Origin of the sequence: Salmonella enterica subsp. diarizonae (assembly GCF_008692785.1) — a bacterium.
Lineage (GTDB): Bacteria > Pseudomonadota > Gammaproteobacteria > Enterobacterales > Enterobacteriaceae > Salmonella > Salmonella diarizonae.
The window spans coordinates 61,547-82,473 of the sequence record NZ_VXJV01000005.1; the positions used below are offsets into that span (position 1 = coordinate 61,547).

A 20,927-nucleotide genomic window follows, 5' to 3' on the forward strand; every position below is an offset into this window, starting at 1 on the left:
GGATCATACGATGATGACTTTTGGAAGGCGGTATCATGGTTATTTTTTCTGTTTTTTATCATGTATTATTTCATGGAAAGTTAATGCGCTGAACCTTGACCTTGATTTCATAGCCAACATTAAAATCTCAACTTGCGATATGACATTGCTGGGTGGCAAGTCTACTGGAGGAAATAACTATACTTTCACGATTGGTAATAATGGTAAAGTGGGGGCGATGGACATTATTAATCACCTGGACAGCGCTTCCACAGATTTTTCCATAGGCATAGTTAATTGCGCCCCTGAAATTAGCAAAATTAATGTATCCATTGGTGGAGCGGCTGTATCCGGGATGACTACTGCGTTAGTTAACTCTTTGGCCGGGAGCGATGGCGGCGCAAAAAATATAGGGTTAACTATTGCCCGCCAGACTGCACCGGATACCCCTTTTACCATCAACAGTACTGCAGACGATGGAGGGTTGGTGTGGACCCAGGATGAAATTCACAGCGGTACTGTACCTTTAATTGCTCGTTTGATTAGCACTTCCGATAAAATATCAGCAGGGAATTTTAGTACTATTGCTACTTTCAATTTTACCTATGAATAAAAATATAGGATATTGGGTGTTATTATGCTTAATCTGCAGAGAATGATACTTGCCGGAGTATTGGTGTCATCATCTCAAATTAGTTTCGCTCTTACTGATACTGCTTCAATAACGGCAACATTTAATTCGACAATAGAAAGTGGGACTTGCAAAGCAGTTTTACATGATGATGCTGGTAACTTAGTTGATACACTGGATTTTGGTAATATGTATATTTCTGAGTTTAACAGTAATAAACCAACTAAAAATTTTAGTATTGCTCTTAATGATTGCCTGGCAGTAACGAAAGTTACCATTGCGCCATCCTCCTCCTCTCTATGTACTAATGGTGATGGACAGGAAGATGCTTTTGCCAATGCGAATGGTGATGCCAAAGGGATTGCTGTTGAATTATGGAGTGGCGAACCAGATGCCGGTACGAAATTTATCTGCTCGCAATCATCAGGACAAAGTTTTTCTGTGACCGATGATACGACGATTTTACCGATGAGCATACGAATGATACCGACTGAAACCACATTACAGGTCGGGAGTTTTGATACAACTCTTACACTTATCGTTACATACCCGTAGATTTGAGAAAGACAACATGAATTATCGACATTCACTATGGTACTGTTGCCTTCTGACTATGCTTATCTTTCAGATAGATACCGTAAGGATAGCGCATTCTGCAGAGCAAACTCTTTCGTTAAATGTGAAAGCAAATGTGGTTGAAAATAGTTGTAAGATTTCTTTTTCCGACTCCGGGTCTGTTGACCTTGGGAAGCAAAGTATTGCTGCGATTAAAAGCGTTGACTCTTTTACCAATTATATCGGTAATGGAAAGCATTTTTCTATTAACGTATCAGATTGCTCTCCGCTGAGTAGTGGTGTTATCAGCAAGCTTATTTTTAACTTTTCCCCTCAATCAGGTACTTTCCCCGTAGAAAGTTCTCAGGCATTTGCTAATGATATATTACCTGCTGATGGAGGCGCAACTGGCGTAGGGTTAGTTATCTTTGCTGAACAGCAGGATAAAAATGTGCTTGATGAATCCGGGCATTCGAATGCTATTTTTGATGTAACATCTGATACCTATCTAAATAGTTATGGTTTTTTTGCGCGCTTGCAAAAAATTAACACTATTACAGAGGGGGATTTTACGACGCATGTGACTGTAGAGGTAACTTATGAATAATGGACGTATCGCTTGTAAACTATCAAGGCCTGTCATTGGTGTTTTTTTATTTTCTTTCTCTATCCATGCGTTTGGGGCAACTGAGTGTTTTTTTAATGGTGCAAAAACGGATACATTAACCTTTGCATCACAATCAGTTGATATTACTTCCCCCGTTTCTGATACAAAAATTTTGAAAGATAATATCAAAGGTTCTGTAATAGTAACTACTTCATGTAATGCTGGTAAGGGGGGGCAAGACTTAAACTCAAAGCAATCAGGGGTTGCGGTTACAAGTACGACTATTAATGGTGTTAAAGTAGCATTATTTCCCACAAACGTTACCGGAATTGTATATGGAATAAAATTCGTCTCGAATTCAGAGCCACCAACGGGTTACATTGCAATGAGTACGGACTACACAACGGTTTTTTCAGTTGATGATGATCATGATAAAGAGTACTGGAAAGGTAAGTCAGGTCATTTCGACTTGACACTTTTCCAGACCCGAGATTATGTACCAGGGCAGGGGCATACCATAACACCTAACGCAAATATGGTTGGTGATTTCCGAATTGGTTCCCAGACTGATGCGCAGGATATTCAGATTAATAATAATTCATTCACTCTTAACATCCCGCAACCGACATGTGATGCGGCCACGCTTGAAAATTCAGATAATGCATCAGGGACTCAGGTTAATCTTGGTGATTACTATACGAGTGAACTGATTGGTAATAAACATCCGAAAAAAATTCCCTTTACTATAAAATTAACCGGCTGTGGTGGTGTTAATCATCTGATTACCAAACTAACGTCCCAATACGTATCACCTTATAGCAATAGTATGTTGGCTGATATCAATAATGCACAGCGTGGTGTCGGTGTACAGATATACTCAACGAATGATGTCGCATTGATTCCAAATGATGCTAATAGTTATTATTCTGTCCAGGATTCAAGCACACCGGATACTCGCGAGGCTAATTTTTATGCAGTGCTAAGTGACGATGGGAAGGGAGTAATAACCACAGGAACATTTAAAGCTATGGGAACATTTACCTTTACTTATAATTGATTTTGTGTTTTGAGTGCTCTTATGAAATTGACCTGACCACACTCCTCCACTGAGGGCTTCCCCCAGTAATGAGCGGATAAAAAAGGACGGGCATAAAAAATGCGATCGACTGATTTTGCCAACAATTCAATGAGATTACGTCTATGCCCGATCGTTTATTATGTCAGAGCTTTTTACGCGATACCTTAGAATCCCTTTCACCAGTATCGTCGGGTTGCACTACTTGATCCCCCTGACTCTATCAGCCGGGGATGATGTCGTCGGCATCGGGTTCGATTATTGAAGATATTAATATCAACCCGGACCAGGGACTTTATGCAACAGGGTGCATGCGCATTTCTTTTTTTACCCGCCTGAACTCCAGTTCCTTATTGGTAATAAAAAGCATTAGCGAATCATCTTCATACTACTTCCGTCATCTGAAGGTCTGGTTTGCGTTGGCTTTGAATATTTTGTCTCTGAATAACCTTGTTCTCTGCGCAGAGTTAGCGGTCAACCATAGAGGTGGAGCTTTATCACTGTTCATCCTGGTGATGCGGGGCAGGATGCATTGATACACTGGTTACGAATTATTGGATTGAAATAGCCGCCCCCCTCTCTTTTGGATAAAGTGTAATGACAAAAGGGAGCGGAAAACATGTCTGATAGTTTCAATTCGAAGAAGTCCACCAGAAATCCGTTAATGCAACGCGTCGGATTGATACTCAAGCATTGAGTCAATGTCGAGTTGTGATTCGTCGGCTACTGGAAAAGGAAGAACCATTGCATGTAGTAGAAAAGCGATTACGAAAGTTGCCCGGGTATTGTCATTCAGATCTGCCGGAGCATACGCAATAACCTGGTTTTCCCCAGTGGCGTTACCAATACAAAGCAAGAGACCCTGCTGATGCCTTTCGAAGAGGATACGTAAAACCGTAAGAGGAAGTGATGACCAGTCATCGCCGTTCAATACAAGATTTTTGATCGCTTCGTCCGCTTCTGGTTCGTATTGCGCTTTATACCGGAGGGTTTTTAGACGGTGCAAATGGGGAATAAAAATCTCATTGAGAGACCAGAGAATTTTAACGGTATCTTGCCCGTTGAAGCCTACCAGGCTGCATGATTCTAACGGTTTCCCAAGTGTCTGCTCATAAAAGGCATTAAGCAGATGGAATGTTTCTGGATTCATTTTATGTCCTAAATTCAGGGAAGAAACGGGATTATTTCCACATTCTTTCTATGCTCAACCTATCGGCCAGAGTTATCTGTGAGCCAGAAGGTCTCCATCTCGCTTAGGGAGGCGTCTGTCTTATGTGAGTAAGATTAGAATTTATAAAATAAGGATTGTAGGGGGAAGTTGTCGCGTTGAGCATGGGATAATCAGTTTATGTGTATGTGAGTAAAATGCCAGCCCTTCGGGCTGGCATTCATTTTTATTCCAGGCATCCCTGATATTCAGGATCTGTTTTTAGCAAGTTAGGATAATTGGCACCATCTCTCATGCGGTAACCCGTCCCGACATCACTCGTTGTCTCGCTCTCCGCCCAAACATATTTATTCATTGCCTGATAAGTTGGGTAACTATCCATATTCCCCCACATTGCCGTTATGCGTTGGAAATCAGCCAATGCTGGTATTTTGCGACCCATTTTTTCACAGTTAGCTTTTGTATCATCGTAGGTCGCCAGTGATGAGGAAACATGTAACATTTCATTCCCTTTTGCTATATGCAACGAGCTGGCATCATCAGATTGCCTTCCCAGACTGGTAATACGGATAGTAAAGTTAGCTAATTGATCCTTGATCGTTACGACGCCATTTTGATCGACTGAAGCAATATCCTCGTTCGATGATTCCCAGCTATAATGGCCATCCCCACCCTGTGCGGTAGAACTAAGTTTAAATTGTGTGTTGCTAATCCATGAGGACGGTAGCGAATTATCAAGCAGTGCTTTCCCTGCCAGCTGTAGTTGTCCGGTAAGTGCTGGTGGATCATAAAATGTAATCGTCTGGTTAGTACAGTTATTTGTACCCGTAATACATGCTGTAACAGTCACCGGCCCATCTGTAGTGTCAGATAATGTTGTTGAGGCGATAGCTATGCCACTCTCATCTTTTGCCGTAACTTCGGTTTTGCTAAAGGAACAATCGCTACCGCCGCAGATTCCGCTGGTGGTGGAGAATGTGATAGAAGTGCCCGGTGCTGGATTACCCGCGGAATCGGTAACAATCACACTAAGAGGTTCAGCGCGATCGGTCCAGGCTGTTTCTGGTGTTTTAAAGGTTATTTGTGGGTTTCCTGCACTCGATTCAATAACTGTAAATTGAGTTTGTGCGCTATTTGAGGCATTGTTGTGGCGATCATAAGCGATGCCCTTAAGGGTATACTGCCCTGCGACAGGAGGTAACGTGACAGTGAAATGTGTCGCGTCGCTACCCTGTGTAACAGATCCATTGGCTTTCAGCAGGGATGATGATGGGTCCCATTGAATATGATCAAGCCCATTTTTTGTATCAACCGATGCTGTCAATGGTACCTGCTTTGATATCTCCCCGCTTAATGATGCAGGTAGCGAGAGTTTAATGACATCTTGTTTGCGATATTGCATAACAATATCATTGTTACGCTCAACGAAATCGAAGCGTGACCCCATTAAAGAACGACGAATTTGTACTGCATCTGGGGAAATTTGTTGTGACCAGGGAATACCAAATGCATAGTTGAAGGACACTGATATTGCCGTATCGTCCAGTGAATCACTTCCCTTTTTATAATCTGCTGCAAAGGTGACTAAAGGAATTGGTGTATAACTGAGTCCTACAGTGATGGCATTTGGATTCGTTTGCAGATGGTCGGTACCAAATAATGCGACATCATCACCAAAATATTGTTCATATTTCACATGCCCGCCTAGCTGAGCATAAGAAGGTAAATAACCTTCTATTTGTATATCATAGCCATCGGCAGCCTTTTCATCATAATCTTGTAATTCGTCAGAATCTTGCCAGTCACTAAGTGCAAAATATCCGTTGCCACTGAATTTGAAATAGTCACGCCAGAGTTCAAGGCCAACACCCGTACGGGTTACATTGCTACTCATATTTTGATCATAGAATAGATTATAACCTAACATGGTATTATTTTTCAGAAAATAACGTTGCCCAAGACCCACATTAACAATCATATCATCAGAATCCTCGTAATGTGTATCGAACTGGATATAGTCAAGACGATTTTCTTGATTGTGAAGGCCAAACAGCAGGTCGGCGCTACTGCCGGCTAAAGCCTTACTATTTTGTGTTTGTGTATTGAGCGTTATGCGAGCATTTCCGTACTGCTTTAACCACTTTTCAAAAGCATCGGATGCTAGCTGAGATACCTGCGCATAAGCATAGTTACTCACTGATTCGCGTGATTTTGCGAATGATGATGCGCCTTTGATGATTTTATTTTCAAAAGGGGTGGGTTGTGTACTCGGTGTTAATGTGGAATTTAGTGTCGGCAAATCCTCATTTTTCGCCGTTTTTGACGAGTCGATATTTTGGGCATAAACTACCGACGATATACAAGTTAAAACGAGTAAAAAAAGATTTTTTTTTTCATAAGAATAATTACTTAATGTTGTTTATTTTTTGAAATATGGTGCAGCTAACTATTAAGTTTACGGCTATACAATATTCTGCTATCCAACCGAGGTCAGGAAGCCAGCACCAGCAATATTAATGTATTAAGTCTTTTTCAAAGCTCCAACTCTACCAGAGTGCTTCGTACATTTTTTATCGTATCAATAATTTTATCGATACTTTCTTCGATAATGTTGGTTGTTAAGTTATCCAGGTTTAGAACTTTCATTAAAATGAAAGCCTGTGCTTGTGATTCATAACAGCATACAAGCTCAGCGCTACTGAAAAGATAAGTATTTGCAGAAATAAGTACTAGTGCTTGCTTATGGGCGTCTTCGATTGTGGTATTGGCTAAAACACCATACATGTATATTTTTTCGTCACTATCAGCAATGAGAGTAATGTCATATTCCTCATCAATAAGAAATGAACAGATACCATCCTCATTAAACTTCATATCCGGTACGCCCTGAGTGATACCAAATTCTTTTAAAATTATATTTGCCCGTAATGACATCCAATTACTCCTTATAAGCTGTGTGCTTATTATCCATTAAAATTTTACAAGACTGAATTTCGCTTGGGTATATCGCCAGACTATAAAGCTATTTATCTGTTTATGACAAGGCCAATAATGCATTAGCTACAGGATTAATAAATTATCTTGCGGTCTCATTTTGGATTCCAATGCAGCAGAGGTCTGGCAGTGAAGATAATACATAAAAATACTGTTAAAATTTTTCTGGTAATTTTTTATTAATTCTTATAAGTTTTCCATTTTCCATTTCAATGAAACCACCAATTTTTAGTTGTGCTAAAATTTTTAGAATCATGCTGCGTGATAACCTTGAAAATGTCTGCATGTACTTGACAACGGTATACCTTTCCTTGATAGCATAGGAGTTTTCATTTTCCATATAAATTAGATAACTGCGAATTATTTCATAAGCAGATTGTAAACCTGATGTGGAGGCTCGAACTGCTACTGTTGCTAACGTGGGTAATAAAATCTGAACAACTTCACGCCACATGCCATTTTCATCTATAATCTTATTGAAGACATCAATGTCAACTGAATCCAGTAAGCATGGTGATATTGATTCAAACTCGCAAATAGCACCAGTTTGTCCTAACTGGCCTAGCCCAAGGATATAAGGACTGGTAGTTATACCCAGATTATGTTTTTTTTCACCTTCGCCGATAGATACAAGCAATGCGCCATCAAGCAAAAAATAAATCTTTTTTTGCATTGAATCTTTTTTCTCCTTAGGATCTAAAATACTTCCCGACTCAAGCAAAAATGGCTGTGTAACAGGAAAGAGAGATAACAATTTTTCTATGTATTCGGTGGGTTTATCAATGTCATAAAGATTCATTTATTTACCTGTACTTACGTGTATCCAGAAAAAATCTATGAAACATAATATTACCAGATATTTTGCATTTGAATCGCCATTAATGGTGTATTATTACACACCTCGTGAACATATTTCGATAAGTGCACTAATGTGAGATTTAACTTCTAATAAAATAACTTTTCATCAATTTTTGCTACTTTTTGTGTCTTATTGTTGCCAGGTGTAGTAGAGATTGGCTAATGGTTGTAATGAATTTTAGTTTTTCCATTGCTACATTCTTGCTCTTTTTTTGTTCTTCTGATAATTTCTTCAAGATGATTTTTGTAGGTAAATTTACGCATTCTTCGTAGCTGATGTTTAATACATTAGCAATGTTTTTATTTACTTTAGGCGTTGTTTTTATAGTGATCTTTTTTTTGTCATCAACCTGCAAGCTATGCCCATCAAAATCTTTCAGAATCTGAGATATTTTTTCTATTTTAAATTGTAAATCCATTATTTCAGAATTATATAATTTAATTTTTTTACATTGAGATTGTTGATCTTTACTGCTCATATTAGCAAAACTCCAGTTTATATATTATAAGAATGAAATAAAATCAACGTCTGAATACTATTCGCTATCATCATTCTTTTTGCACATATATTGATTTATATATCAAATCAGGTGTAGCGAGAAGCCCAAAATTAGACATTGTTTATGTTTTATACGACACCGCCTTATCGCATCATGGGACCAGCAGTATACGGCTAAAAATGTAACAGCCAGTGCCTGATGCCAAATTCTCAAACACCCGTACTTTCAGACGCTGCATATTATAAGTTTATGAAAATTAAACCAATAATACACTATAGTGGAAATCCCTAAGATATAAAGATAGATCGAGATTGGCATTTTGTGGATAACTGATGCCTCTGTTTAATTTATTTTCATAATCTAGCAGTTCGTTGTTATAATAAATTTCAATGTTAGGATCTTGCCAATTACTTATGACCCGATTATTACGATATAATTCTGAAGCATGTTGTTTAGCTGATTCAAGACGCTTAAGGGCAGCTTGAACATTCTCTGGTGGTAATAATTCGCTTAGGGTTTCTGCATAATCAACAGCATCGATAGACATTAATGCGTCGTAAGTCTCCTGAGAAATAAGATCAGGCACTATTTTTTGATTTATCCCAGTAATATTTCTTATGGTTTCTTGACCGATATGATCTAACATGCGAATATCTATTACCGGGCTATGATAATCATCAAGGTATAGTTTTCCCTGCGATGTTCTAAGAAAATAAGGGGTTAACTTATTCCTGTCTTGTACAGATATATTTAGATTATTTACTGATATAATACCTATACCTGTTAATGCTACGCTAAAGGAGGCATCATTATCAATCCCTGTTACTTTTATGTTGCCGGTAAGCTTATCAATATCGATAAGATAATTCTCAGAATGTCGATCTATTTGGCCGGCTAACGCATCAGCCCACTCCAGATTATTTAATTCATGCCGTAAATTTGCTTTTGCAATTTCGAATTTGTTATTTGTTTTACATATGCTAAGAATCGATTCTAACTGGGATTGAGTTATCCCGCCTGTACTTACAAGATCACAAGGTGTTTTTCCAGGGGCTTTATTCATAAAAAGCCCAAACTGTTTTTTATACATTCCCGCTGTTGCTGTTGATACTATATTTTGACAACCTAAATACTTGGCTACCTCACTGGATGCAATATTACGGACTAGCATTTCTGAAAAGTTATTGCCGTCCAAACAATGAAGTTGAAGATTACCTAATCCATAACGACCAACATACTCAGGTTTAAAAACTTTCTCAATAGGATGTTGTCCATGTGGTGCGTTATAAACACACAATGTCACTTCATTTACGCTTCCGCAACCTAGCGTATGAGCTGATTTAAGCCTTTCGGAGGATGAATCCTTTTCAAGATATTTAGGTGGAATACCGCGTGAGTAACATTCTATCAAGGCATCAGAGCCCGGTGAATTATAAAAAGCTTGTGTCAGATAACGTCCAGTGTTAGTAAAGTTTCCAGAGGCGGATTTTATTGATAGCTGAGATAGTTCGATTAATCCAGATGAAAAAACCCGATAATCAAAAGAGTTATATATTGTCCGATTGAAACTATCGCGTACTATTTTAATAAGACTTTGAGGGAGCTTTCCTATACTAGGATAGGACCACGTGTTCACATATTCAATCATTTTTTGTACATCTCGATGTACCGAATTGAGCTCGCTTAAACCCCCAAGCCGTTTTGCCTGTTCTTGTAGATTAGTCTGGAGTTTTTCTGTATATTGTATTATATAATTAATGACTTCTTTTTCTTCCGTATATATGTACGGAATTTTGTCCTGGGCCGTTTTCAGAGTGTTTATTGTCGGTTGAAATAGTTGGTTTATCGAATTTTCGAAAACAGGATTAATATTAGCTGTTGCAATTATTTTACATCTTCCGAGTGCGAGATTTAGTGATTTGTTGATAGTGTTGAAAATAATATCGTCATATATTAATTTTGTTCTTTCATATGTTTTATTTTGCGATAGCATTGCGTTTAATTTGAACTGGAGGTTGCGTGTTTTATTTTCTAATCGGTGATAGGCGATTTTATTATTTATCCCATTATTATTTTTCTCTAATATATCCAGCTCAATCAATAACTCGTTGACTTCTTTATAAAATTCTTGCATTGCTTGAGGAGTGCCATGCATATTAGTGACAACATTATCTAAATTTTCACCGATATTTTTCATGATGTCGATATTGTTTTTTCGATTGGAATTATTTGCCTGGCTGGCAACATTGAGCATTTCGCTGATGCGGCGTTCACAATCTTCTGCGCATAAGCTAATATATTCTAGCATATCACCAGTAACCGTTTTTCCATATATTTTTAACTTTTCTTTAAGTGAATATTGCGCTTTAACAGCTTGATTAAGCGCCTTAAATACTTCTGAATCTGAATGAGTTGAAAAATCGTTAAGTTTGTAATCTTCCAGTTTTCGCATGCAAATATCAGCATGACAAATTGCCTTCTTTAGTTGTGTACAGGCATGGGTGGACTGACTAATAAAAAAATTGTGATCTTTATTCTTAGCAGACAAAATATGATTGTTATTTATTTTGTTAATCAGATTAATATGAGATATTTCATTCATACCACCATGATTAGATATGTTTTGTTGTATGATTTTTTTGAGTCGGTTTATGGTCTCAGAATCACTTAGTCGTTCTACAGATGCTCTTGCTCTTATTCCTGGTAACTGTTTTCTGTTGTGCGGTTGCGGATGGCTACTATCCGCTGAACTTGTATTTGGATTGCTTATTAAGAATGTTCTATTTAAAGTTGTCATATATTTTTACCGTGAATTTGTTTTTTATTACTACTTTCAAGTATATCTAACAGTTCTGCTAACGCTGAACCTTCATATATTGTTTTATTATCTCTGGTATTGACTATCTTAAATTTGAATTCATCAGTGTCCATTATTATATATATGTTTGCTTTTTGATTTTGGAAGTAAAATTCGGATTCCATTGCACTGCTGCAAGCATTAACAAATAACTCCCCAATATCCTGTGCTGGCATATTATCAGTCGTGTCAATATCTGAGTATATGCCTCGAATAGGTATATCTAAAGCGACACCACATTGTGATGTTTCCCATATAATGCGCCAGCACCAACTTTGGACCCCATGGCCTACGAGTCCTTTAAATATATAGCCATCATTAAGACTTCTTTTAAAAATACTTTTATCTCTATCGGATTGTTGACTAAATATATCAAACGAAAGTTTTTCTGGTATGGAATGCGAGTTAAGCATATTAAATGTATTTATATAAATAGATTCATTTTTCATATGACTTCCTGTTTATAATGATAATTAATACATAGATCTATCTCTCTATCTCCAGACGTTTTACCTCGCTTGCGTGCTCATATTCTAACTAATTGGAATTACAGGAAAAAATGCTTGCAAAGAGCCTCTGGGGGCGAGGCCCTGGGTGAGGGAAACCAACTTATATGACCCCTGGTAACAGCCACCGGTGAGTCTTCACTATACTTTTTTTGCCATTTGCTGAGCTGCCTGGACATTGATGCTATACAGATGTGCAACACGGTCATTTCGGGCTCTATAGGTTGTTGAATAAAAGCAATTCTCTCTGCTAAGTATGATTCCCCTCAAATGATAATAACTCTTCAATCATCTTATTATTGACTACCTCTTATTTCAAGAGGGATAAAGTATTTGGTTGTTTATGATACGACTTAAGACTATCTATAGTAATCATATACTAGCAGTTATAAAATAAAATTGCGATTGGGTGGGTACTATTCAACTTCATGAGGAGTACAAATGATTTTTACTAGACTATTATTAGAGTCGTTTGTTTTTATTTTATGATTATTGCCTCTTTCTGAAAGAATGAAAGGTAAATTACACACATCTGATATTATTTTTGGTTGCTTGCATGAGTATAATCGCAGATTGAAGTGCCCCCCCCTCATCTGTAGAGTAAATATTTTTTAAGTTAAGGTTATTTTCCACTATAACGGTATTAAAATGTTTTCTGATGCTAAATAGCTGCGCTAAAATAGTAGATCACTTTGAGGGTATTCAGGCCAAACTGTGCGATACCGATCATAGCATCAATTCCACTGTAAGTTTGTTTTTCTGAATTTAACTATGTGGCAATATTTTCAGGAGTAAGATCAGATAAAGGGAGATCAAGCAGGTATGCTAATGTAATGGCTGGGGTAAGTAAACAGAGTGAATACACATCAACGTTAGTCAATTTAAATCCACATATGATTTAAATTAGTCGCATATTTTATAAAGACAAATGCGTATTATGATGTGGTTGTTCAGTAGGTTGGAAAGGTATAAACATTGTATTCGTAATGCGAAGGTTGTAAGTTTGATTCCTATTATTGCACCATTACAACGTTACTGAAACGTCCGTGTTAGCCCATAATCATTCCAATTTCTACAAGACAGGTGCTTGCTATATATTTACCAATCAGTCATTTTAAAAGTGCGTCATAACCGGAGAACTGTCCTCGTCAGGAGGCCTGTTTTCAGAAAGGCAACATCCTATTTCGACAGTAGCTTATATGTGACCGGGTTAGCAGCACATTCCCCTCCGCCACATTCCAGTACAGTTGAAATAAGGTTGGCAGTAATCAGTAACAGAAATACCCAACCGACAATACTGAACAGGTCCGGATTAATATTCAATGAACGAAATGCAACATTCATGCTACTGATTGCCAGAACTACCGCAACAGCAATAATAATCAGAATTGACGTAATCAGAGTCCAGGTATAAAAGTGTAATCCAAAAAATGCAGAACCATATCCTGTGTCACCGGGCATGATATGCAAACACATTTGCCGGGATGCCATAACTCCGGTCAGGATACTGCCAATAATTACCATCCCGTAATGTATACCTCGTAGACCAAAGCAGAGGTTAAATAAAAAGCCAAAACCGGCGATGATGAGACCAGCCCGCTGTAATAAGCAAATTGGACAAGGCAGCTCATGCCTAACGAGTTGATAATAAAAGGCTACAACCAGAGCAACGCATATCCCAAGGAGTCCCACCTGATTAATCAGATGAACAAATGTTGTTGGATGATGATGCGTTTTCATACACACTCCTTAAAATGACAAAGCCAGTGAATTGGTCATATGATGAATGAATGATAAAATAGTGACGATGAGTAAAACGCCCCACAGAATGTAGCTGACTTTATCCTTTCTGTTTATGGCCCCCATTGCCACGCTCAGTGCAAGCAAGAATGGCAGAAACATGAACATAAAAAACTCCTTTATTACATTGCTTGTTAAATATAATGGCTGTGTATTACCGGGTCTGTATTCCAGCTTATCCACCCCGCATTAGTCGGAGCTCAGTAAGGCATCAGGAATTATTTGCGTTATTATAAATCGATTATTTCTATGATGAATTATCCTGGCATCTGCTGGTTACAGAGATATTTCTGGCGACAAGAGTAAGAAATATCCCGATAGCTAATGGTATAATAAGCAGCATTGAGTGTGTTGAAATAGCATATCCATAAATATAGTCTTCCAGACTTACCGCAATCAGCGGAAAGATAAGAAATACAAGCGAAGCCTGGAAGGCATTAGCCTTTTGCTGAAGCGCAAAGTAGCACAGGATACCAAAAACTCCGGCAAAAGCCCCGAGATACAGGGTAGCTAATATTGAGTGTACTGAGAAGGTTGATACTTGTGGTCTTTCAAAAAACCATCCTGTCGCAGAAAGTATCAACCCAGCTAAAAGGCACGGGAGCGCATTAAATGTGATAACAGAGACAGTACAACTTCTTTTCTTACATTGTGTATATATTATGGCATGGATTAACACAGCAGAAATAAGCGCAGTGATACCCTGCCAGTGACTCTCTGTACTTGTATTCGTTTCTTCAAGAAGTATCCCCGTCAATGCAGTGATTGCGATAGTTAAGCCCGCGATCTGCATTAGTTTCGCTTTTTCATTTAGAAACAAAACCGATGCTATCAAAACGGCCACAGGCATATTCGCAAAGATAATGGCGGCAAGCCCAGAGTTGACATAGGTTTCACCATAAATCATTAGTGAGAAAGGAATAGAAAAATAAAAGATGCAAATCACAAACTGGAATAATCGTTGTCCGGGAGGAAACAACAGCGGTTTTTTTCTTAACCATGCAATGATGATTAAAAAAGGTGCTGCAAACATAAACCTCATTCCGGTTGCAAACACTGGAGGGATAGTTTCAACGGCAATTCGCATAGCCAACCATGTAGTCCCCCAGGTTAGTGAAACTAGCAGGAATAATATAGATATCGACACCTTGCGCATAAGATGCTCTCCGTAAAAAAATTAATGTAGCTTTTTAGCTAGAAAAAAGTAGCATTTTCTTCACTGTGTTTTTTATATGTTTAGATAAAAATTTCTCTATCAGAAGATGCAGTTATGCTGAATGAGAAAAATAAGAAATGACTCAGGCTGTTACCACACCATTGTCCACTGCGCCTGCAAGACCTGGCAGCAGTTGTCGATTTAATGTCTATTCTTGCTGGAAGGCATAAAACGCCTTGAAGATGAAGAGCTCATCATTAGTCGGGTTCCCTTGTTGAGCCAGGACAAGTTTAACTTATCGCTTTCAACCCTTACGATGATAAATGATCTTATCCACCCATAGTGGACATACGGCTAAATGAGTAAATTCTCAAGGTAAGAGGCAGGATCTGTATCAACCAGTAAGAAGCCCCGGAAACAGCACCGGCTGAATTCCGTCAGGAAGCTCTGAAACTCGCTGAATGTACGTTGCCCGCGAACGATTGTTAATCAGCACCGTATCAAGAATAATTGTTTGTTTCACAAGGAGATAGAAAAAACCTATAGCTTTGCGCCGGGGCGGAGGCAGGAGGAGATAACTCGTTGTAATAGAATGTTTTTATATGGCGACCTTAATACTGGCGCCATTTGGGATAAAATCTAATCAATTAACAAAATTGTGATCCGCTTCTAAATTACTTCTCCTGGCCGTACGGCTACCTGGAAGAATTTGTTCTGAGTCAGATTCATCACCAGAGCTTGTAAAACCCATTACGTAGCCGCAGAACATAATGGGTTACCAGAGCAAAACAGTTTATAACGTAACATAGATGCCAGACACACTACGACGCGATACGTTAAGCGTGTCGGTTTTTTTCAATGAATAACTGACATATTATATTTTTCCAGTATGGCTGTATATTGTCGCCAGTTTCCAGATTCATTGATTACTGCATAATTTATCGATGTTCCCGGCGTTGGCGAGCGTGTTAGCGGCACATTAAGTGCTGTTTTCGGCGCAACCATGATATCCCCGATACTTTTCTTGCCATCCATCGTTAACGTTAAACTCATATACCACAAGGTAGGGTTAACGATCCGTATATTATTCTCTTTAGCAATAAAGCGTAATTTTTTCTCCTCCGCTTCCGTTGGCGCTTTTAACCCGGTCGGGCGGATTAAAATTTTTAGCCTCAAACGAAGCGGTAATACCAGTTTTCGCGGGTTGTTTTTAATGTCCTGGGTGACTGGCGGTATCTGATAAATGTTTAGCCAGAAGAGACTCTCCCGGTCCGTTGCAAGCTGCTGGCGGGAACTCAGGAGCAGGCGAAGCGTTCTCAGTTCTCCTGGCTGCATTTTAAATACCGGCGGCAGCGCCACCAGCGGCGTTTTGCTATTATCCGGAGAGGCGTCAATGTTTCCGGCGTCGGTCCATACCTGTAACAGCATCGGCGTTGTATTATCGTTGGATAATGTCAACGATTGAGCGATATCATCTGAAGCAAAAATAATTCGGGTTCTGTCAATATTAACGGCGGCTTGTGCTTGACCATACCATCCCGTCAACCAGAGTAGCGTTAATATGACTTTACTGAAAACTAACCACTGCCTGTAATTGCGCATTCACGCTTCCTGCCGTTACTGTTTGTCCGCCGATCGCCTCAAGCGAGGCAGTAAAATCACCGCTGTAGGTTTCTACTGAACCGGATGATACCCGTGTGGTTAAATCTTTATAGCCATACCAGCCTCGGGCGTTGCCGGCACCCGTCTTGATACGATCGGGCAACAGGTTAATCGGCGTACCGGCATCGTTATAGATGCGGATACCCACTCCGGAAGCTACGCCGGGTTCACCATAATGGGTGTCCAGTAGCCACGACAGACCGCCTGCGGATGTGGTTAGCCCCAGGCGATGCGCCGCCGCCACGGCGGTTGGTTGATTAACTACAAACCCCATCGCGACATTGGCGGCACTAATGGTTGGACGGGGGCTGGATACGGCGCCGGACTCACATTCCAGGCTGACGTGGAAAGGTACCTGGCTACTCCCCCCGGCAGCTAATACACCGACTGCCACAGGGGGAATTTTCACGATCGCAGGATAATCTGTGATTTTACATAACGCTCCGCGAACATACGTGACGCTATTATAGGTACTCCATGCCCCGGGCCACTCCTTAGGCCAGCCATAATAATCAATAGCATGATCCAGTCCCGTTTTGATTTGCTCAGTAAGCAAGCCTGGGCCTTTAAACGCTATATAACCCCGAGGCTGCGTCCAGGTATCTCTGTCCAGTGGATTCTGGTAGACAAAATATTGGCTTGAGTCAATTTTAAACATCTCATATAACACGTTGCTAAACGCGCTGGCAGGAATATAAATATATTTATCATCCTGAAACCAACTGTCTGCGGTAAGTTGGCGTTCTTTCCAGAAACGGCTGTAATATTCGCCGGTACTAAGGTTTGTCATACGGACAGCAACATTACGCTCCACATCATAATAGGCGCCTTCTACTTCGGGAGTAAAAAATGCTCCCGCAAAAGCGCTATCGCCATTTGTCGAATACATCTCATAGAGCTTCCCGGCATCGGCGGAATCGCAGCGGTAAAGTACCTGTTTACTGGAATAGGGCGTTCCGGTGGCGGCTGTCAGGAAGTTACCGATGCCACTGGCCAATAGTGTGCCGGAGGGTTGAAATTTTTCACTATTACTGATGCTAATTACCGTTGGCAAACCGATATTACCGGTATTCGTGTCAGTTGCGCCGAGCCAGTTTTGCGCCGTGTAGCCAGCTTTTATCGCCGCGTCAGAGAGCGCGCTCTTATCGATGACTTTTATACATGACGACCATGTTCCGGCGCTAACGAACAGGCTGGTGATAAACAACAGCGTTCGGAAACTAAAAAGCATTGTGCTATTCCTTCTCGCAGATTTTGTTCAGATAGAGAAACGGTTCTTTTGTGTGAAGATCGAGTTGGTAGGCAACCCGGCAACGCTGGTTTGCCCCTTTTCCCCAGCTCACCAGCAGAGAGCCGGACGGATGGGCGATACGGGCATAAATCTGTCCACTCTGGCCGACCATTCCGATGTTTATGCCTTCACCGTTGAAAACATCAGCGCCCATTGGCGGTATGCCGCCATCTGGCATCTTCACGGAGATCAGCACCGCTTTGCCGCTGATAGTGGCGAAATTGACACGCGCGATGGCTCCGGCATAAGGCACAATCTGCTGGCTTCCTCCCGTTAGTTCGGTATCGCTGCGCATCTTACGGGTATCGAGCGTAACGTTATTGACGCGGTAAGGAGATAACGAAGGCAGAATGGCGTAACCAAAGTGATCAACCACAGCGCCCTGACCATTCTGTACGACCGCGCCCTGCGCGCCATCGGCATGGATGAGCGCAAAGGTATCGCTGGTATAGGGGCCAGCCGTCAGACCGCCAGGGTGGAGTACCAGGGTGCCGGACACGCCCAGTCCTTCCTGACGATAGTTATCGCCCTGGTCATAGTTGACGCGAAGTGCGCCAAACCGGGTGTTCTGTTGTAGATTACCGCCAAACGTCGTTGATGCGCCGCTATCGCCATTGCGATAACGCTCGTAGCCGCCATAAACTGACCATGACAGGTCGCTGCTCTCACCGCTACTGCCCGTCATTGATACGGTTGAGGAACGGCTTTGACGGGACTGGTTATAATTCATGGCGACAGAGGTTCTGTTTTCGCCCCAATCCAGCGGTATAGAGACATTAAACGACACTGTTGTCTCGGTATATTTTTGTCGGCTACTCACATCCAGTGGTTCGTTGACGCCGTGATAAAAGCGATCGTAATCCCAGGTGGTGCGCTGTCGTGCGATATTCACCCCGTAGCTTATATTCCGCCACTGGTTGCTATATCCCATTTGTAGCTGTGTTATACGCGATTGGTTATTGTAGTAGTCTGCGGTGCTGGCGCTGAGGTTAAGCGTGCCGAGCCGTCCTAACGGTTGGCTTACCGTCGCAGACAGGCGGTTGCGTTGATGCAGCGTGTCGGAGTAGTAATCAATCTCCGTTTTCGCTTCCCGGCGTACGCCGAGCACGTCCTGAAGATCGCGAAAACCGTTGGTTGAATAACGATAAGCCGCCAGTACCAGGTTAGTGCCGGTGGTAAACGTTTTGCTGTAACTGAGTTCCGCGCGCCAGCCTTGTTGGCGATCATTATGCTCTGCGCGCGCATTCGACCAGGTGGCGTTGAGGCCGAACGCGCCCATACCCGTGGCCCAGACGCCGCCCGCCAGCCATGCCTGGTAACGCTGCGCAATTCGTGAACCGAGGTTGAGGGTAATGGTGTTATTAACGCCGTGCTGGAACGTTCCCTCAAAGAAACGATTTTCAATATCGTAGTACTGACGAACCCTGCCGAAGGCCAGCGAATAGTGCCAGTTACCGGGACGTACCGAATCCGGCACGGAAGAATAAGGCACGGTGAAACGCGAGGTTTTACCGCTGGCCTCGATAACCTCTACCTCCAGATCGCCTTGATAACGGGTGTTGTACAGATCGTCAATATAAAACGGGCCCGGCGGAACGTTGGTTTCATAAATCACTTTCCCCAGTTGTTTTACTACCACGTGTGCGCTACTGGCCGCTACGCCCCGAACTTCCGGCGCATAACCGCGTTTTCCCTGAGGGCGCATCCGCTCGTCGGTGACAAGCTTAGCCCCGTTAAAGGACAGGCTGCCGAATAAGCTGGAGTCCGTATAGCTATCGCCCAGCGACAGGATACTGTTAATGGACGCGACAGGTCTTTGCACCCAGGTTCGAACACTATTATAGCGCCAGGCGCTTCCGCTCTGGCTGCTATTGGCATAGCGCAGATTACTTTGATGACGGACTTGCCAAAGTCCGAGGTTAACGCCCATGTTTATACCGCTCCATAAGTATTGGTAACGATAATGGCTATCGGTATTTTCGGTGTGGGTCCAGTTTGTGTTATGGCGTAAAAACAGCGCCAGCGCGCCGCTATCCCACTCTGAAGGTGAGATATAACCACGCGGTTTGTGCGTAAGTTTGGTCATCGGAATCGTCAGCAACAGGCGAAGCGTGGCGCTATCAAATTGCCAGCCGGCATGAGGTACCCACTCCCTGAGCGGGCGACACTGGGTCGCAGCGTCAGTCGCGGGGAGTGATTTTATCTGTGCCGCTTTCATCACCGATAAGGGCAGGCAGGGTTCAGTTTGTTGACCCTCTTTTACAGCATTAAATCGAATATTAATGCTCGATGTTACCAGCGTGCCATTAACGTAAACGTCGGCAAGATAGTCTCCGGAAGGCATTTGCTGTTCATTAAAACGGGCAATATTTTGTCCGTAAGTGGCCCCCTGAAGTAGCGCAGGATCAAAATAATACTCTTCACCCTGTGCGGAGCCTGAGCAAAATATGGCGATCAATAGCGCAAGGCTTTTGCGGTTCAAATTAATGGTGGGGGACATCGTAGCTCTCACTTATCCTTGCGCCCAGGTCGTTAACCAAAGTAACGGTGACTGTACCGGAGAAGGATTTGAGTGACCGTTTGCCCGGCAGCCACCAGGTTTGGCTGGAGAAAGGGGCAATCATGTCAGCATCCAGGTTATACGAAGCGCCGTTCACTTTTACATTCAGGTTACTTAAAGAGGCAAACCAGGGCAGCGGATTAACAATAACAATACCGCTTTTTCCGGAGCCATTATTAACCGTTTTAATCTGTAGTTTTTTCGCCAGATTATCAGGTTTGCCCAGCCCGTCAGGACGATAGAAAAGTTTTATTCTTGAACGCAGCATCACCAACATTTTATTTTGCCCGCTGTCGCTGCCAATATTCGTTGGGGGCACCTGTAATACGTTAAACCAGAATACTGACTCACGATCCTGCGGCAATTTTTTCGTGTTGTTATAAATTACGCGTACAACCTGGCCAGCTTTGGGTTGAATACGAAATACTGGCGGCGTGGCAATGAACGGCATCGCGCTGCTATTTTCCGGGCTGGTATTCATATCGCCATCATCAAACCAGGTTTGTACGATATAAGGTATTGCGTCATTATTTTTTAACTGCACATCTACGGAGGAGGCTGTCGATGGGTAAATTATTCGGCTACCCAAAATAGTAACGCTCGCCCACGATGCTGTGGCGGGTAGGGCCAGGAATAGAAAAACTATTAAGTAACATAATCCGGAATGTCGGGTATCCATTTTCATCTCAACAACTCCCTGGCGATAGAAAATGGTCTGGTGGTTCAAC

The 20,927-nt window shown here is 41.6% G+C and carries 18 protein-coding genes; 4 read left to right on the forward strand and 14 right to left on the reverse strand.

Annotated features, from left to right (window positions below):
* The first annotated feature begins 10 nt into the window (after nucleotides 1–10).
* The 4 genes from F4V72_RS11485 to F4V72_RS11500 all read left to right on the forward strand — a co-directional run bounded on the left by F4V72_RS11485 (nucleotide 11) and on the right by F4V72_RS11500 (nucleotide 2,829).
* The gene (locus F4V72_RS11485) at nucleotides 11–592 is read left to right on the forward strand and encodes a fimbrial protein (protein WP_053508646.1); all 582 of its coding nucleotides are present in this window, start codon (nucleotides 11–13) and stop codon (nucleotides 590–592) included.
* Nucleotides 593–655: 63 nt separating this feature from the next.
* Nucleotides 656–1,165 carry a hypothetical protein gene (locus F4V72_RS11490; protein ID WP_170245761.1) on the forward strand — a complete coding sequence of 170 codons (510 nt, stop codon included), beginning with the start codon at nucleotides 656–658 and terminating at the stop codon, nucleotides 1,163–1,165.
* 16 nt (nucleotides 1,166–1,181) lie between these two features.
* Entirely contained in the window at nucleotides 1,182–1,772 is a 591-nt protein-coding gene (locus F4V72_RS11495; RefSeq protein WP_136058447.1) for a fimbrial-like protein, read from the forward strand.
* Nucleotides 1,765–2,829: a fimbrial protein gene (locus F4V72_RS11500; RefSeq protein ID WP_079813378.1), complete on the forward strand. Its 1,065-nt coding sequence runs from the start codon at nucleotides 1,765–1,767 to the stop codon at nucleotides 2,827–2,829. The genes F4V72_RS11495 and F4V72_RS11500 overlap by 8 nt, the downstream gene beginning before the upstream one ends.
* A 679-nt stretch (nucleotides 2,830–3,508) precedes the next feature.
* Here F4V72_RS11500 and F4V72_RS11505 read toward each other — a convergent pair.
* The 14 genes from F4V72_RS11505 to stbB all read right to left on the reverse strand — a co-directional run bounded on the left by F4V72_RS11505 (nucleotide 3,509) and on the right by stbB (nucleotide 20,884).
* Nucleotides 3,509–3,997 (reverse strand): hypothetical protein, encoded by a 489-nt coding sequence (locus F4V72_RS11505; RefSeq protein ID WP_053529199.1) that lies wholly within the window; start codon nucleotides 3,995–3,997, stop codon nucleotides 3,509–3,511.
* A 244-nt stretch (nucleotides 3,998–4,241) separates the two neighbouring features.
* Nucleotides 4,242–6,314: an inverse autotransporter beta domain-containing protein gene (locus F4V72_RS11510; RefSeq protein ID WP_170245762.1), complete on the reverse strand. Its 2,073-nt coding sequence runs from the start codon at nucleotides 6,312–6,314 to the stop codon at nucleotides 4,242–4,244.
* Between the two features lie 233 nt (nucleotides 6,315–6,547).
* A complete protein-coding gene (locus F4V72_RS11515; RefSeq protein WP_088734303.1) occupies nucleotides 6,548–6,949 on the reverse strand; it encodes a CesT family type III secretion system chaperone in 402 nt (133 codons plus the stop codon).
* A 214-nt stretch (nucleotides 6,950–7,163) separates the two neighbouring features.
* Nucleotides 7,164–7,808 (reverse strand): helix-turn-helix domain-containing protein, encoded by a 645-nt coding sequence (locus F4V72_RS11520; protein WP_063390179.1) that lies wholly within the window; start codon nucleotides 7,806–7,808, stop codon nucleotides 7,164–7,166.
* 175 nt (nucleotides 7,809–7,983) lie between these two features.
* Entirely contained in the window at nucleotides 7,984–8,346 is a 363-nt protein-coding gene (locus F4V72_RS11525; protein ID WP_150342453.1) for a hypothetical protein, read from the reverse strand.
* 277 nt (nucleotides 8,347–8,623) lie between these two features.
* A complete protein-coding gene (locus F4V72_RS11530) occupies nucleotides 8,624–11,164 on the reverse strand; it encodes a hypothetical protein (RefSeq protein WP_136058444.1) in 2,541 nt (846 codons plus the stop codon).
* Nucleotides 11,161–11,673: a hypothetical protein gene (locus F4V72_RS11535; protein WP_088734299.1), complete on the reverse strand. Its 513-nt coding sequence runs from the start codon at nucleotides 11,671–11,673 to the stop codon at nucleotides 11,161–11,163. Before F4V72_RS11535 ends, F4V72_RS11530 begins: the two co-directional genes overlap by 4 nt.
* Nucleotides 11,674–12,909: 1,236 nt before the next feature.
* A complete protein-coding gene (locus tag F4V72_RS11540; protein WP_053508625.1) occupies nucleotides 12,910–13,470 on the reverse strand; it encodes a disulfide bond formation protein B in 561 nt (186 codons plus the stop codon).
* 9 nt (nucleotides 13,471–13,479) lie between these two features.
* Nucleotides 13,480–13,638: a DUF5993 family protein gene (locus F4V72_RS11545; protein WP_023246090.1), complete on the reverse strand. Its 159-nt coding sequence runs from the start codon at nucleotides 13,636–13,638 to the stop codon at nucleotides 13,480–13,482.
* Between the two features lie 139 nt (nucleotides 13,639–13,777).
* Nucleotides 13,778–14,686 carry a DMT family transporter gene (locus F4V72_RS11550; RefSeq protein ID WP_053508623.1) on the reverse strand — a complete coding sequence of 303 codons (909 nt, stop codon included), beginning with the start codon at nucleotides 14,684–14,686 and terminating at the stop codon, nucleotides 13,778–13,780.
* Between the two features lie 855 nt (nucleotides 14,687–15,541).
* Nucleotides 15,542–16,288 (reverse strand): fimbrial biogenesis chaperone StbE, encoded by a 747-nt coding sequence (gene stbE / locus F4V72_RS11555; RefSeq protein WP_053508621.1) that lies wholly within the window; start codon nucleotides 16,286–16,288, stop codon nucleotides 15,542–15,544.
* Nucleotides 16,254–17,579, reverse strand: coding sequence for a fimbrial usher protein StbD (stbD, locus tag F4V72_RS11560; RefSeq protein ID WP_023246093.1), 1,326 nt, complete (start codon nucleotides 17,577–17,579; stop codon nucleotides 16,254–16,256). Before stbD ends, stbE begins: the two co-directional genes overlap by 35 nt.
* 4 nt (nucleotides 17,580–17,583) lie before the next feature.
* Nucleotides 17,584–20,139 carry a fimbrial outer membrane usher protein gene (locus F4V72_RS11565; protein ID WP_136058443.1) on the reverse strand — a complete coding sequence of 852 codons (2,556 nt, stop codon included), beginning with the start codon at nucleotides 20,137–20,139 and terminating at the stop codon, nucleotides 17,584–17,586.
* The gene (stbB, locus tag F4V72_RS11570) at nucleotides 20,123–20,884 is read right to left on the reverse strand and encodes a fimbrial biogenesis chaperone StbB (RefSeq protein WP_136058442.1); all 762 of its coding nucleotides are present in this window, start codon (nucleotides 20,882–20,884) and stop codon (nucleotides 20,123–20,125) included. The genes F4V72_RS11565 and stbB overlap by 17 nt, the downstream gene beginning before the upstream one ends.
* Nucleotides 20,885–20,927 lie beyond the last annotated feature (43 nt).

Excerpts from the sequence above, each read along its gene's own strand:
- F4V72_RS11545 (WP_023246090.1), bottom strand. The coding sequence starts at position 13,638 with ATGTTCATGTTTCTGCCATTCTTGCTTGCACTGAGCGTGGCAATGGGG.
- F4V72_RS11535 (WP_088734299.1), bottom strand. The coding sequence starts at position 11,673 with ATGAAAAATGAATCTATTTATATAAATACATTTAATATGCTTAACTCG.
- stbD (WP_023246093.1), bottom strand. The coding sequence starts at position 17,579 with ATGCTTTTTAGTTTCCGAACGCTGTTGTTTATCACCAGCCTGTTCGTT.
- F4V72_RS11500 (WP_079813378.1), top strand. The coding sequence starts at position 1,765 with ATGAATAATGGACGTATCGCTTGTAAACTATCAAGGCCTGTCATTGGT.
- F4V72_RS11515 (WP_088734303.1), bottom strand. The coding sequence starts at position 6,949 with ATGTCATTACGGGCAAATATAATTTTAAAAGAATTTGGTATCACTCAG.
- F4V72_RS11550 (WP_053508623.1), bottom strand. The coding sequence starts at position 14,686 with ATGCGCAAGGTGTCGATATCTATATTATTCCTGCTAGTTTCACTAACC.
- F4V72_RS11495 (WP_136058447.1), top strand. The coding sequence starts at position 1,182 with ATGAATTATCGACATTCACTATGGTACTGTTGCCTTCTGACTATGCTT.
- F4V72_RS11485 (WP_053508646.1), top strand. The coding sequence starts at position 11 with ATGATGACTTTTGGAAGGCGGTATCATGGTTATTTTTTCTGTTTTTTA.
- stbB (WP_136058442.1), bottom strand. The coding sequence starts at position 20,884 with ATGAAAATGGATACCCGACATTCCGGATTATGTTACTTAATAGTTTTT.
- F4V72_RS11520 (WP_063390179.1), bottom strand. The coding sequence starts at position 7,808 with ATGAATCTTTATGACATTGATAAACCCACCGAATACATAGAAAAATTG.
- F4V72_RS11525 (WP_150342453.1), bottom strand. The coding sequence starts at position 8,346 with ATGAGCAGTAAAGATCAACAATCTCAATGTAAAAAAATTAAATTATAT.
- stbE (WP_053508621.1), bottom strand. The coding sequence starts at position 16,288 with ATGCGCAATTACAGGCAGTGGTTAGTTTTCAGTAAAGTCATATTAACG.
- F4V72_RS11530 (WP_136058444.1), bottom strand. The coding sequence starts at position 11,164 with ATGACAACTTTAAATAGAACATTCTTAATAAGCAATCCAAATACAAGT.
- F4V72_RS11565 (WP_136058443.1), bottom strand. The coding sequence starts at position 20,139 with ATGTCCCCCACCATTAATTTGAACCGCAAAAGCCTTGCGCTATTGATC.
- F4V72_RS11540 (WP_053508625.1), bottom strand. The coding sequence starts at position 13,470 with ATGAAAACGCATCATCATCCAACAACATTTGTTCATCTGATTAATCAG.
- F4V72_RS11505 (WP_053529199.1), bottom strand. The coding sequence starts at position 3,997 with ATGAATCCAGAAACATTCCATCTGCTTAATGCCTTTTATGAGCAGACA.